This is a genomic window from Arachnia propionica, assembly GCF_900637725.1.
In the GTDB taxonomy this organism is placed as follows: Bacteria; Actinomycetota; Actinomycetes; order Propionibacteriales; family Propionibacteriaceae; genus Arachnia; species Arachnia propionica.
On record NZ_LR134406.1, the window covers coordinates 713514 to 727211 of the forward strand.

Below are 13698 nucleotides of genomic sequence, written 5' to 3' on the forward strand. Positions count from 1 at the left end.
CCGGTTCACCGGCCGGGCCGGGACGCATCCGGTCCGGCCCGGCCGGCCTGCGGGGTGGCGCCCTGGTGGCCGACCACCTGGGACCGGGGCACCGGGTATCCCGCCAACCGGTCCGCGACGGCGCCGGTCAGCTGCTCCAGCGGACCCGAGACGAACACCTGCGACCACGCCCCGCACGCCACCACCAGTCCGAGGCACAACCAGCCCCCGGGTCCCCCGTCGGTGACGAGACCCTCCGGTTGGGCGTCGGACAGGACCACGACGTGGATCACGTATGCCGTCAACGCCATCGAACCGACGCCCGTCAGGGGCAGCAGCACCCACCGCGACCACGGCAGCCGGCCCAGCAGCACCAGACCAGCGATCAGCGCGAGCGCCAGACCACCCGAGGAGAACACCTCGAAGACGGTGCCCGAGTTGGGTTCGAAGGACCACAGTGCACGCTGCCAGTCGATGCCGGTCGCCGGATCCGTGGTCCGGTCGATCCCGGTGGTCGAGGTGGCCGAGCGCTGGACGTCGTTGAACAGCGGCGCCGGGGAACCGGCGGAGATCACGAACGGGGCCGCGAAACCGGCGAACAGCACCAGACCCGCCACCAGGAACCCCCTCAGCGCCCTGACGTTGTCCAGGCCGAAACGCCCCAGGGCCATGCCCGCAAGGACGAAGGCCATCCACACCAGCGCGGGGGAGACGGTGGTCGCAAGCAGGGTGGGGACGAAATTGCCCCCGAGGTCGGGGGAACCGTACCCCCAGGTGGGGATCCACAGCGGCAACCCGGTCACCAGCAGCTTGCCCACCAACGCCAGGCAGCAGGCCACGACCAGGAGGGTGCGGGGCCGCCAGCGCAGCGCGGGCAGGGAGAGGACGAACCAGAAGGCGTAGGAGGCCAGGATCACCTGGATGGTGGTTGGGATCATCGACAACGCCCCGGCGATCAGCAGCAACACGACGGCCCTGCCCAGGACGGTGGCGCGGGCCCGCAGCAGGTCGTCGCCCCCGAGCCTTTGGGTTCCCCCGCTGATGATGGCCAGCGACACCCCCGCCACGGTGGCGAACAGGATGCCTGAGCGGCCGTGGACGAAACCGAGCAGCGCGGCCGGTCCCGAACCCCAGGTGGGGGTGAGCATCGAGTGCGCGATCACCATGCCCAGGACGGCCAGGCCGCGGGCGGCGTCGAGCCCGGGGACACGGGATCCCGTGACCCGCGTGTGGCGTGGCTGCGGCCACCAGGGGCGGGCAGATCGGAGAGGAAACGGCATCTGCTGTGTGACTGACACCCAGCCAACCTAGGCCACTTCGGGACCGAGCGCGGGTTTTCCGCGAACGCCGGGCGTCCGGCCGCCGGGCGCGGGCCGGGGAACCCGGTGGGACAACCCCGGTGGCTTGAACGCTGTTCAAGCGTTTACCCCTGTCAGTGGGGGGTGAAACCCGGATTGGCTGGTTGCGCCGATGCAGGGGGGTGCGTTCCCCGAAGTTGTCCCGGCATGGTTGGATAGGGACCATGAGTCCTCGAAAGATCGGCGTCACCGAGCTGGTGCTCAGGGACGCACACCAGAGTTTGATGGCAACCCGAATGGCCTTGGAAGACATGGTCGACGCCTGTGCAGACATCGATGCCGCAGGTTACTGGTCTGTGGAGTGTTGGGGTGGTGCAACCTTCGATTCCTGTATCCGCTTCCTCAATGAGGATCCCTGGGTCAGGCTCCGTACGTTCCGTGAACTGATGCCCAATACCCGTCTCCAGATGCTGCTGCGTGGCCAGAACCTTCTCGGCTACCGCCACTACGAGGACACGGTGGTGGAAGAGTTCGTCGAGAAGTCGGCTGAGAACGGCATGGACGTCTTCCGTGTCTTTGACGCCCTCAACGACCCCCGCAACATGGCCCAGGCGATGCAGGCCGTCAAGAAGGTCGGCAAGCACGCCCAGGGCACCATCTGCTACACCATCTCGCCGGTCCACACCGTCGAGGGCTACGTGAAGCTCGCCGGGCAGCTCATCGACATGGGCGCCGAGTCGATCGCCCTCAAGGACATGGCCGCCCTCCTCCAGCCGCAGCCCGCCTACGACATCATCCGCGGCATCAAGGAAACCTACGGCGACATCCAGATCAACGTTCACTGCCACTCCACCACGGGCGTCACCCTCGTCAGTCTCATGAAGGCCATCGAGGCGGGTGCCGACGTGGTCGACACGGCCATCTCGTCGATGAGCCTTGGCCCCGGCCACAATCCGACCGAATCTCTCGTCGCGATGCTCGAGGGCACCGACTACACCACCGACCTCGACATGGACCGCCTCGTCAAGATCCGCGACCACTTCGCGAAGATCCGCCCGAAGTACGCCGAGTTCGAGTCGGCCACGCTGGTGGACACCGGCATCTTCTCCTCCCAGATCCCCGGCGGCATGCTCTCCAACATGGAATCGCAGCTCAAGGCCCAGGGCGCGGGCGACCGCATCGACGAGGTCATGGCCGAGGTGCCGCTGGTCAAGGCCGACGCAGGCCATCCGCCGCTGGTCACCCCGTCCTCCCAGATCGTCGGCACCCAGGCCGTCTTCAACGTCCTGATGGGCCGCTACAAGGTGCTGACGGGCGAGTTCGCGGACCTCATGCTCGGTTACTACGGCGAATGCCTCGGTGAGCGCAACCCCGAGGTCATCAAGCTGGCGCAGGCGCAGGCCAAGAAGGACCCCATCACGGTGCGTCCCGCGGACCTTCTCAAACCCGAATGGGACGAACTCGTCGCCCAGGCCAAGGAACTCGAAGGCGCCGACGGCACCGAGGAGGACGTCCTGACCAACGCCATGTTCCCGGGGGTGGCTCCCGGGTTCTTCAAGACCCGCGCTGAGGGGCCCAAGAACGTCGGCAAGACCGCTGAGCAGCTGGCCGCCGAGGAAGAGGCCGCCAAGCGCAAGGCCCAGGGGATCTCCGGTCCCGTCAAGTACAACGTCACCATCGCTGGCCGTTCGCACAGCGTTTCCGTCGAGCCCGCCTGAGGAGCGAAATGAGCAAGCAACACACCATGGCCGAGCGCCTTCAGCAGCTCGAGGAGGCCCGGACAAAGGTCGAGGCCGGAGGCGGTGCCGAGAAGCTGGAAAAGCAGCGCGCCCGCGGCAAGATGACCGCCCGCGACCGCATCGAGGAGTTGATCGACGAGGGCTCCTTCCAGGAAACCGGCGCCTTCCGCCGCAACCGCACCACCACCTTCGGAATGGACAAGGCCTACATGGCAGCCGACGGTGTGGTGACGGGCTCCGCGACCGTGCTGGGCCGTCCCGTCCACCTGGCCAGCCAGGACTTCACCGTGATGGGTGGTTCGGCCGGTGAGACCCATTCCATCAAGGTCACCGAGATGCTGGAGGCGTCGCTGTCCACCGGCACCCCGTTCATCTTCATCAACGACTCGGGCGGTGCCCGCGTGCAGGAGGGCATCGACTCCCTCTCCGGCTACGGCAAGGTCTTCTACGCCAACGTGCTGCTCTCCGGTGCGGTGCCGCAGATCTCGATCATCTCCGGCCCCTGTGCCGGTGGCGCGGCCTATTCGCCGGCCCTGACCGACTTCATCATCCAGACCCGCAAGGCCCACATGTTCATCACGGGCCCGGGCGTGATCAAGCAGGTCACCGGTGAGGAGGTCACCCAGGACGCCCTCGGCGGTGCCGACGCCCACATGGGCCGCTCCGGTGTCATCGACTTCGTTGCCGACGACGACGAGCAGGCCATCCTGATCGCGAAGAAGCTGCTCAGCTTCCTGCCGCAGAACAACTCCGAGGAGCCCCCGATCGTCGATCCCGACGATTCGATCGAGCCCAACGAGAAGCTGCGCGAGATCATCCCGCTCGAAGGCAACAAGGGCTACGACATTCGCGACATCATCGCCGAAATCGTCGATCACCGCGACTTCCTCGAGGTGCAGGCCGGCTGGGCCCGCAACATCGTGGTCGGCTTCGCCCGAATCAACGGCCGCTCGATCGGCATCATCGCGAACCAGCCGAGCGTCATGTCGGGTGTCCTCGACATCGACTCCTCGGACAAGGGCAGCAAGTTCATCCGCTTCTGCAACGCGTTCAACATTCCCGTGGTGAACCTCGTCGACGTTCCCGGCTTCCTGCCCGGCGTCGCCCAGGAGCACGGCGGCATCATCCGCCACGGCGCGAAGATGCTGTTCGCCTACTCCGCCGCGACTGTCCCGAAGATCACCGTCGTGCTGCGCAAGGCCTACGGCGGCGCCTACCTGGCGATGTGCTCGAAGGACCTGGGCGCCGACAAGGTGTTCGCCTGGCCGACCGCCGAAATCGCCGTCATGGGTGCCGAGGGCGCCGCGAACGTGGTGTTCCGCCGCGAGATCGAGGCCGCCGAGGACACCGAGGCTCGCCGCGAGGAGCTCGTGGAGGAATACCGCGAGACCTTCTCGACGCCGTACATGGCTGCCTCCCGTGGTCTGGTTGACGACATCATCGACCCGGCGGACACCCGCCGCGAGATCGCGCTGTCGCTGGAACTGCTGGCCGGCAAGCGCCAGCTGCGTCCCGCGAAGAAGCACGGCCTCTTCCCAGCGTGATCGGAGTCGCAGATGTCTGACAACAACGCTGCGCTCCTCGCGGCGGTCGAGAAGCTGACGGCTCAGCTCAAGACCCTCGACGAGCGTCTCGCCAAGCTCGAAGCCCGGCAGGGGATCCCCGAGGAGGATCTCGTTGCGATCGGAGCCGCCGTCGCGGCCTCCCTCGGGCACAAGGCCAAGGTGCGGGCGGTCCGCTTCAGCGCCCAGTCCGGCTGGGTCCGGGCCACCCGCGAACAGTCCCACAACCGTGCTGTCCCGCACGTTCGCTGATTGAAGGAGACAACCCATGAAACTGAAGGTGACCGTCAATCAGACGGAGTACGAGATTGATGTTGAGGTCGAGAAGGAAACCCCAAGCCTTCCGCCGATCGTGATCGGCGGCTCGGGCGGCGCACCGGCGGCGGCCCCGGCCCCGTCGGCCGCCGGCGCGGCTGGCGCCAACGCCGTCGTCGCACCGCTGGCCGGGTCGGTGGCCCGCATCCTCGTCGCCGAGGGCGACGAGGTCGAGGCAGGTCAGGTGCTCCTGGTCCTGGAGGCCATGAAGATGGAAACCGAGATCACGGCCCCCGCGGCCGGCACGGTTTCGGCCATCCTCGTCAAGCCGGGTGAGCCCGTCCAGGGCGGTCAGGGCCTCATCGAGCTCTGACCCTCACCCTTTCCGAGACAGAACGACGGGTCGCACCCAGCTGGGTGCGACCCGTCGTTCTGTTCTTGTCGGTATCCAAACCTCCTGGGGCATGCGAGTAGCATCGGGTTCCAGTGCCTTTTGGGTAGAGGGTGGGGTTTTAAGTACATGCCGCCGTTCAACAGGGAGCGAGGGAAACCCTCGGAGCCTGATCGCGCGATGTGGCGATTCGCGCTCCTGACCTGCCGGGAGGCGGACGCCACCTCCCGGGTGCGGAACCTGATGGTGATCGGCGCCGTCGTTGCGGGGGCGTTCGCGCGGATCCTCGCCCCGGTGGTGCTGGGGCTCGGGTTGGAGTTCGCCCTCCAAGGCGCGTGGTGGCGCTGGGGGCTGCCCGCCGTCGCGGTGCTCTACGCGGCGATCTGGTGGCTGGGAAGCGCGGGCCGGGCCTGTTTCCTGCCGACCTACGGCCGCCTGGAACAGGCCATGCAGTCCCGTTTCATGGTTCGTGCCCTGGAGCGCAGCAACCGGTCCGACCCGCGCGCCAGGGGACGGGTGGACGAGTCCACCGTGGGTTTCGCCATCGACTCCGCGGCGTCCGCCCTGCGCGAGGGACTGAGTTGCCTGCACCTGTCCCTGCTGCCCGCCGGGGTCAGCATTCTCGCGGGTACGGCGACGGTCGGTCTCGTGGGAGGAATCGGGGTGCTCGCCGTCTTCCTGGCCACCGTGCTGGTCTACGCCGCCATCAGCACCCCACTGATCCGCCGCCATCAACGCCTCCAGACGCTCTTCTTCAAGGAGGCGATGCGAAGCTTCGGGGTGCTGGTGAACCTGCTGTCCCTGTGGCGGGAAACCAGGATCTTCGACGGCCATGCCCACGCCCGGCAGTGGTACCGGCGCGACAGATCGAGGGTCGAGCGCCGCGCCATGCGCTCCTACCGCGCCACCCGCGGCCTCCAGGTGAGCCAGGCCCTGGTGCTCGCGGCCGGGATTGCCGTCGCGCTCTGCCTGTTCGCCCGGGCCGGCGAACCCCCGTCGCTGGGCGTCATGATCGCGGTCTCCGGGGTTTTCCTGTCCGCCGTCGCGCCCCTGCAGGACGCCGGCTTCGGCCTGTCCACCCTGGCGGTCTCGGAGAGCCAGTACCGGGAGGCGCAGACCAGGATCGACCCGCCGGTCGACGACGCCACCGGGGCACTGGGAGCCGCGCCGGAACCACCGGTGTGGACGCCCGGTAGGCCCGTCTGGTGCCTGGGTGACAGCAGGGCCGGCAAGACCACTTGGGCGGAACGGTTCCTTGGGCTCCGAGGCCTGGCCGACGGAAGCCTCCGCACCGGACCCGGCCGCGGGGAAGCCTTCTCTTACCTGCCCCAGGAACCGGGACTGCTGGCAGGCACGGTCATCGACAACGTGCGTTTCGGACGCGACCTGCCACCCGGTGCCGTCGACGGGATCCTCCGGGAGCTCGGCCTGGGGGAGTTCTCCCGGGGAGGGGCCCGCGAACACGAGGTGATCGCCCCCGACCGGGGTGGGGTCTCGGTGGGGGAGGGGCGCCGGGTCGCGTTGGCCAGGGCACTCGCCGACGAATCCAGCAGGATCGTGGTACTGGACGAACCGACCGCCGGGATGGACGCGAATCTCAGGGACCAGGTGTGGCGCATCATCGAGTCGCGTGCCGAGCGGTGCGTCGTCGTGGTCGCCACCCACGACCCGCAGGCCCCCATCCGAGACGACGACCCGGCCGTCACCCTCCCGGAGGACTGATCCCTGGTTTCCACCGGAACCGGGCAGACTTGGTGGGGTGACGAGGAAGAAGACCGCGAAACCCCGGCCCCCGGTTGCGTTGTGGCATCCGCTGCTCGCCTTGGCGGCGCGGGTGGTTCCGCTGCTGGTGTTCGGTTTCTGGCTGCTGTCGGCCGGGCACAATCCCTACTGGTACGACGACGGCCGGGCGATTCTCGGTGTGCTCAACCTGGTGTTGCTGTGGTGGCTGCTCAGGCGGGAACAGACGGGTTTCCGAAGGTTCATGGGGCCCTTCACCGCCCGCGACCTCAAGTGGTCGCTGGTGGTCGGGGTGGGCATGGTCTGCGTCGCGCTGCTGGCCTACGCCTTCGCGGAGAGCTGGCTCCGCGTGGAGGGGAAACCCACCCCCACACTGGAGACCCCGTTGTGGTTGCTGGTCGGGCAGATCCTGCTGGTACCGGCCTGGGTGGCTTTCGTGGACGGCCTGTTGTTCTTCGGCTACGTGCTGCCGCGGCTGCGTGAACGACTCGGGGCGGTGTGGGCCTCCGTGATCGTCATCCTGGGGTTCACGCTGCTGCAGATCGGATTCGCGCTCCTTTCCCCGACCCGGGTGGCCGCCGAGGCCGTCCGGGGGGTGTTGCTGGCGATCCCGCCGGTGCTGGTGGTGCTCAGGACACGGAGCGTGTGGCCGGGTTTCCTCGGCTACCTGCTCATGATCCTGCTGAACGACTGGCCGAGCGTCCTGTACACCCTGATTCTGCTGCTCAGCTGGTCGGGGCTGTGGATCGGCCTCTTCGCCGGTTTCATCGTCATGATCTTCTGGCTCGGCATGAGCCGCCGGAACTGACCCCGTCGCCGGCGCAACGTTGTGGAGGGGCCGCCGAAGCGACCCCTCCATCTTGTTCACGACCTGCCGTGCGACCTGTCACGCGTCGCTTTCCGGGCGGATCTGTTCGCCCTCGTCCGGGTTGACCGGGCGGATCACCAGCACGTCGCAGTGGGCTCGCCTGACGACGACGCTGGCGACGTCACCGAGCAGGCGGCCGGCGATCGAGCGGTCGCGGATGGCGCCGATCACGATGAGATCCCCGAGGTGCTGTTTCGAGCTGCTGAGCAGCGCCTCGGCGGGATCCGCTTCCACCAGCAGGGTGGCCTTCACGCGCGCCCCGGCGGCGACGGCGATGTCCTTGGCCTGTGTGACGGCCAGCGTGGCCGCTTCCTTGCCCGGAACCTGCCCGATGCGGCTCGGTGCGGTCTCGGTCAGCGGCACCTTCGCGTCGGCCCTTCGGGAACCGCCGCCGTAGGCGCACACGATAACCAGGTCGGCGTCCTCCTTGGTCGCGATCCACGCGGCCCGGGTGACGGTCGGCACGGCGAGTTCGGAACCATCGGTTCCGACGACGACCGTGGTGTAGTCCTTGAGCATTTCCCCTCCAATCGTGGGAGATCAGTTTTCGGCAGGCACGGGTTCGGACAGATCGTCGACGTCCTTGACGATCGGCGGCTCCTTGATCCAGAGCATCGCGATGGCCGCCAGGGCCAGGAGGACGGCGGCGAAGGTGATCGCGTTACCGGGGTGGTCACCGATCAGCTTGTAGACGGTGCCGAAGGTGACGGTCTGGATGAGCATCGGGATGACGATCATCATGTTGATGATGCCCATGTAGACGCCGTAGCGGGTGGACGGGATCATGCGGACGGCCATGATGTAGGGCACACCCAAGATGGAGGCCCATGCGATACCCAGGCCGATGATCGGCACGAACAGCAGGTACTTGTCGGTGATGTGCGGGAAGAAGGCCAGGCCGACCGCCGCCAGCAGCAGGCAGGTGGTGTGGACGAACTTCGCGCCGTGCCGTTTGGCCAGGACCACCAGAGCGAAGGCCACGCAGAAGGTCACGACGTTGTAGGCACCGTTGACCAGGCCGGTCCATGCCGTGGCCTGCTCGAACAAGGTCTTGTACCGATCCGGATCGGCTTCCTTCAGTGCATTGGTCGCCCCGAAGATGGACTCCCCCACGGACAGCGACACGTACTGCCAGTAGCAGTTCATGGCGTACCACTGGAACAGGTAGACCAGCGCCAGCTTGCGCAGCTGGACGGGCATCTCGACGATGGCTTCCCAGATCTCCTTGAGGGTGCCGACGAAACCGGTCTTGTGGGCGCGCAGCTCGGCGAGTTCCTCGGGCGTGGGTTCGAGTTCCTTGGTGCTGAGGATCGAGACCAGCACGGTGGCGATGGAGGCGACGGTACCCAGCATGAAGGAGGCCATCACCCAGGAGGGAAGGCTGCCGAAGATGCCGGGGACGACCTGCTGGAACACGAACAGCGACACGTTGGCCAGGGTGATTCCGAGGCCGGCGAAGAAGGACTGGGCCAGGAAGCCCTTGGCCAGCTGCGACGGCGGCAGTCTGTCGGAGATGAACGCCCGGTAGGGCTCCATGGCGGTGTTGTTGGACACGTCGAGCAGCCACAGCAGCAGCACGGCCATCCACACCGCGGAGGCGAAGGGGAACAGGAACAGGCACACGGAGCAGCCGATGGCGCCGGCCAGCAGGAAGGGACGCCTGCGGCCCCACTTGGGAACCCATGTCTTGTCCGAAATGGCGCCGATTATGGGCTGGATCAGCAGGCCGGTGATCGGCCCGGCCAGGTTCAGCAGCGGCATTTCCTCGGGGTCTGCGCCGAGGAACTGGTAGATGGGGTTGATGGCCGTCTGCTGCATGCCGAAGGAGTACTGGACACCGAAGAATCCCAGGTTCATCAGCAGGATCTGCGGCATCGTCATGAGCGGCTTCTGCCGCACAACCGTCGCGCTCATCGGGAAACTCCCTCAGGGTTGGCGGCCAGGAAATCCTCGAGGCGGTTCAGCTCCCGCTCCCAACCGGTGGCGTGGTACTCGGCGCGGGAGGGTTCGTAGGGTCCCTGCACGATGCGCACGAGGGTTCCGCCGCCGTACTTGGTGAACTCGACGCGCAGTTCCATGGGAATGTCGGGATCAATGCCGGGGTCGCCGGTGATGCGCTGGCGGGCGACGAAGACATCCGGATCGAAGTACTCGGTGAAGACCGCATCCGTGGTGACCCTGACCGTCGGGTCGTTGTCGCGGATCTTCACGTGGTGGTGTTTGCCGCCGAGCTTCAATTCGGAGGAAACCGTTTCCTGCTCGACGTGCCACCCGGGACTGCCTCGCCAGAGCATCATCTCCTCGGGTGCGGTCCACGCTTTGAAAACGCGTTTCTGGGGATAGTCGAACTTCCGCTCGACGATCAACATGACATTGGCGACCATTGCTCACTCCTGTTGATGTGGAACTGCTCATAGCCTGCTACTCACCCTAAATCCTGTCCATACCCCAAGGGGTATTCTTTGCAGTGAAGTTTTTGGGTGTCATGTGCGTTCTCCCCGGCGCTAGCAAGGGCGTTAACCCGGGATCCCGCGCAGGCGGGATCAGACTCGGCCCGTCCCGCTCCTCCGGCCCCGAGACGTACGAGGCCTGCGCCATCCGGCAGACATGGGGTTTCCCGGGGGCGAATCGGTCGATCGACGCCGTGCGCTCTCCCCGGGGCACCGCGAGTTCGGGCGGGTGCGGCTCGGCGGGAAGGGAGTTCTAGAGTAGGAGAACGTGAGTTCCGACCCGTCCCTACAGCACAACACCACCACATCACACACCACCGCCGGAGCCTCGGGGCTTCGGCGTTTCGCTGCCGCCGTCGTCCTGGCGGGAATCACCGCGGGTGTCACCGGATGGGCCTGCGCACACCTGCTGCACACCGTGGAGCACTTCGTCTGGAGCATCTCCGAGGGGCACCTGGTCACGGCTCTGGAGACCGTCCCGTGGTGGCGCCGGTTCCTCACCCTCGCGGCGGCCGGTGTGATCGGCGCGGTGTCGTGGGTGCTGCTGCACCGCACCGGACCCGGGCCGGTCTCGACGGAACAGGCCGTGGCGGGCAGGCGCATGCCGGTGCTGCGCACCATCTGGCACGCCGCCACGCAGATCATCATCATCGCCATGGGCGCCTCGCTCGGCCGCGAGGTCGCGCCGCGGGAGGCCGGCGCCGCGCTGTCCGGGTGGATCAGCGACCGGTTCGGGCTGAACGAGGAGGATCGGAGGATCCTGGTGGCATGCGGGGCCGGGGCGGGTCTGGCCGCCGTCTACGGCATCCCCCTGTCCGGCATCTTCTTCGCCCTGGAGGCCCTCCTCGCCACCTTCTCGAAACGCTCCCTGGCCTCGGCGCTCGCCGTCTCCGGCATCGCCGTGTTCGTCTCGACCGGGTGGGCCAGGCCGGAGGTCTACTACAGGATGCCGGAGCTGGTCTCCTCGCCCGCGCTGGTGGCGTGGGCCGTGCTGTGCGGGCCGGCGATCGGCCTGGCCGGAGCGCTTTTCGGTGAGGCGGTCAAACGTGCCGAACAGAAACGCCCGACCACCACCCGGTTGCTGTGGGTCATGCCCCTCGGGTTCGCCGTGGTCGGGGCGGTCTCCATCTGGGTGCCGTGGGTGCTGGGCAACGGGCACCCGGTCACGCAGACCGTCACGAACCAGGTGGCCGAGGTCGGGCCGCAGGCGCTTGGGCTGATCACCCTGCTGCTGCTCGCCAAGGCGGTCACCACACTGATCACGGTCAGGGCGGGTGCCTGGGGAGGAACCCTCAACCCCGGTATCGCGCTGGGCGCGGCCCTCGGGGGTTTGACCGGACTCGTGTGGTCGCTGATCTGGCCGGGATCCAACCTCGTCGCCTGCGTGTTCATCGGTGCCGCGGCCTTCCTGGGCGCCTCCATCAAGGCCCCCCTGACCGGATTCGCGCTGGTGCTGGAACTCACGCACTCCGGCGCGACGGTCCTGGTGCCGACGGCCCTGGCGATCGCGGGAGCCACGGCGGCCGCATCCTGGTGGCGCAACCGCGGAAAGAAACACGACGAGAACAACGACGATGAGGAAACGGGTCCTGTCGCTCTCACGACAGGACCCGTTGAAAAGGTGAACTGAACCTACCGGGACTACTTCTTGCCCTGGTTCTTGACGGCCTCGATGGAGGCGGCGGCCGCCTCCGGGTCGAGGTAACGGCCGCCCTTGACCAGGGGCCTGTGGTTCTCGTTGAGTTCATAGAGCAGGGGGATCCCGGTGGGGATGTTCAGCCCCGCGATGTCCTCGTCGGAGATGCCGTCCAGGTGCTTGACCAGCGCACGCAGGGAGTTGCCGTGCGCGGTGACCAGGACGGTGTGACCGGCATCCAGATCCGGGATGATGGACTCCTCCCAGTACGGCAGCATGCGCGCCACGACGTCCTTGAGGCACTCGGTGCGGGGACGCTCGTTTGCGGGGATGTCGGCGTAGCGGGGATCGTTGAACTGCGAGTACTCCGCGTCGGTGTCCTGCACCGGCGGCGGGGTGTCGTAGCTGCGACGCCACAACATGAACTGCTCGTCACCGTACTTGTCGCGGGTGGCGGTCTTGTCCAGCCCCTGCAGCGCGCCGTAATGGCGCTCGTTCAGACGCCAGCTGCGGCGCACCGGAATCCAGTGGCGGTCGCAGCCGTCGAGTGCCAGGTAGGCGGTGTGGATGGCGCGACGCAGCAACGATGTGTGCAGCACCGTCGGCAGCAGCCCTTCCGAGGCCAGCAGTTCCGCTGCTTTCCGGGCCTCGGCCTCACCCTTCTCGTTGATGTCGACGTCCACCCACCCGGTGAACAGGTTCTTTGCGTTCCATTCGCTCTCGCCGTGACGGAGCAGGATCAGCTTTCCGGTCATGGCGTCAGCCTACAAGGAGAGCGAACCCGCGCACAGGGTCCATCGCGTCGACCCCACCGGGAATCAGGCGATGATCCCGAACTTGTAACCGGCCTCCTTGTAGGCGCTGATGATCTGGGGCATCGCCTTGACCGTCATGTCCTTGCCCTCGGCGTCATGGGCGAGCATCACCGCCACCTTCAAACCCTCACCGATAGCGGAGGTCGCCATCTTCACCATGCCCGCGACATCCTTGGGCTGGCGGTTCTTCGGTTCGGCGTCACCGGTGAGGCAGTTCCAGTCGATCCAGTGCACACCCTCGGCGGCCAGGGCCTCGTCGGCGGCCTCCAACTTCTTCCAGCTCATGTGACCACCGGGGTAGCGCCAGGTGTTGGTCTTGAAATCGGCGCCGAGGACCTCCTCGAGGGCGGCCTTGGTTTTGTTGTATTCATCCTTGATGGTCTCCAAGCTTCCGGCGCGGCCAGGGTAGAGCTTGTTGTAGTTGTGGGTGTAGCTGTGCATGGCCACGGAGTGTCCTTCCGCGATCTCACGCTTGAGCGTCTCGGGGGCGCTGCTCACGAGGTTCCCGACCACGAAGAACGTGCCGTGCACCCCGCCGGCCTTCAGGGCGTCCAGGATCTGCACCGAATTGGTGTGGTTCGGGCCGTCATCGAAGGTGAGGAAGACGATTTTCTCGGGGGCCGAGCTGGGATCCTTCATCCACGCCTGGACCTTCTCAGAGGGGTAGGCGTACTCGGCGGCCGCGTTGTTGTGGCTGGTGTTCGGCTTCAAGGCTTCGGGAGACGCGTTCTGGGAAGGCGACGGAGAGGGCTTCGGGGATGCCTCGGGGGTGGGGCTCGTCGAGGTGGTGGACTCCTTGGGCTGTTCCGACGACGCCGGGGCGGACGTCGACTGCTTGGTTTCCGGGGACGATCCGCAGGCCCCCAGGCCGACCGCAACGGCGGCCACCGTCCCCGTCAACAGGCTGCGGCGGTTGAACAGCGTCATCATGTATCCCCTCGTCAAAACAGAAACAGCTACGGCGG

13 protein-coding genes are annotated in these 13698 nt (G+C 67.0%); 7 read left to right on the top strand and 6 right to left on the bottom strand.

The features are described 5' to 3' along the window. Positions 1-5 precede the first annotated feature (5 nt). Positions 6-1277 carry a heparan-alpha-glucosaminide N-acetyltransferase domain-containing protein gene (locus tag EL272_RS03145; RefSeq protein WP_123823872.1) on the bottom strand — a complete coding sequence of 424 codons (1272 nt, stop codon included), beginning with the start codon at positions 1275-1277 and terminating at the stop codon, positions 6-8. 224 nt (positions 1278-1501) lie between these two features. Here EL272_RS03145 and EL272_RS03150 point away from each other — a divergent pair, with 224 nt between their 5' ends. The 6 genes from EL272_RS03150 to EL272_RS03175 all read left to right on the top strand — a co-directional run bounded on the left by EL272_RS03150 (position 1502) and on the right by EL272_RS03175 (position 7772). Beyond that, the gene (locus tag EL272_RS03150; RefSeq protein WP_041696184.1) at positions 1502-2995 is read left to right on the top strand and encodes a methylmalonyl-CoA carboxytransferase subunit 5S; all 1494 of its coding nucleotides are present in this window, start codon (positions 1502-1504) and stop codon (positions 2993-2995) included. A gap of 8 nt (positions 2996-3003) precedes the next feature. Next, positions 3004-4560 (top strand): acyl-CoA carboxylase subunit beta, encoded by a 1557-nt coding sequence (locus EL272_RS03155; protein ID WP_014845769.1) that lies wholly within the window; start codon positions 3004-3006, stop codon positions 4558-4560. Positions 4561-4572: 12 nt separating this feature from the next. Continuing rightward, positions 4573-4830 (top strand): hypothetical protein, encoded by a 258-nt coding sequence (locus EL272_RS03160; RefSeq protein ID WP_051014921.1) that lies wholly within the window; start codon positions 4573-4575, stop codon positions 4828-4830. Between the two features lie 16 nt (positions 4831-4846). Then, a complete protein-coding gene (locus EL272_RS03165) occupies positions 4847-5206 on the top strand; it encodes a biotin/lipoyl-containing protein (protein ID WP_014845770.1) in 360 nt (119 codons plus the stop codon). 198 nt (positions 5207-5404) lie between these two features. Beyond that, positions 5405-6946, top strand: a complete 1542-nt coding sequence (locus EL272_RS03170) for an ABC transporter ATP-binding protein (RefSeq protein WP_061788383.1) — start codon at positions 5405-5407, stop codon at positions 6944-6946. Between the two features lie 37 nt (positions 6947-6983). Beyond that, the gene (locus EL272_RS03175; protein ID WP_061788382.1) at positions 6984-7772 is read left to right on the top strand and encodes a hypothetical protein; all 789 of its coding nucleotides are present in this window, start codon (positions 6984-6986) and stop codon (positions 7770-7772) included. A gap of 78 nt (positions 7773-7850) precedes the next feature. On the opposite strand, the gene EL272_RS03180 is transcribed toward EL272_RS03175, so the two are convergent. The 3 genes from EL272_RS03180 to EL272_RS03190 are packed head-to-tail and all read right to left on the bottom strand — an operon-like array spanning position 7851 to position 10216. Beyond that, on the bottom strand, positions 7851-8351 hold the full coding sequence (locus EL272_RS03180; RefSeq protein WP_014845773.1) for a universal stress protein: 501 nt from the start codon (positions 8349-8351) through the stop codon (positions 7851-7853). 21 nt (positions 8352-8372) lie between these two features. Continuing rightward, positions 8373-9746 carry an MFS transporter gene (locus tag EL272_RS03185; protein ID WP_014845774.1) on the bottom strand — a complete coding sequence of 458 codons (1374 nt, stop codon included), beginning with the start codon at positions 9744-9746 and terminating at the stop codon, positions 8373-8375. Beyond that, the gene (locus tag EL272_RS03190) at positions 9743-10216 is read right to left on the bottom strand and encodes an SRPBCC family protein (protein ID WP_014845775.1); all 474 of its coding nucleotides are present in this window, start codon (positions 10214-10216) and stop codon (positions 9743-9745) included. Before EL272_RS03190 ends, EL272_RS03185 begins: the two co-directional genes overlap by 4 nt. A 334-nt stretch (positions 10217-10550) precedes the next feature. On the opposite strand from EL272_RS03190, the gene EL272_RS03195 reads away from it, so the two are divergent. After that, the gene (locus EL272_RS03195) at positions 10551-11912 is read left to right on the top strand and encodes a chloride channel protein (RefSeq protein WP_061788381.1); all 1362 of its coding nucleotides are present in this window, start codon (positions 10551-10553) and stop codon (positions 11910-11912) included. Positions 11913-11923: 11 nt separating this feature from the next. Here the strand turns inward: EL272_RS03195 and EL272_RS03200 are convergent, their stop codons facing one another. Both EL272_RS03200 and EL272_RS03205 read right to left on the bottom strand, forming a co-directional pair. Continuing rightward, a complete protein-coding gene (locus EL272_RS03200; RefSeq protein ID WP_061788380.1) occupies positions 11924-12673 on the bottom strand; it encodes a phosphoglyceromutase in 750 nt (249 codons plus the stop codon). 63 nt (positions 12674-12736) lie between these two features. After that, complete coding sequence (locus tag EL272_RS03205; protein WP_014845778.1) at positions 12737-13660, bottom strand: polysaccharide deacetylase family protein; 924 nt, start codon at positions 13658-13660, stop codon at positions 12737-12739. Between the last annotated feature and the right edge of the window lie 38 nt (positions 13661-13698).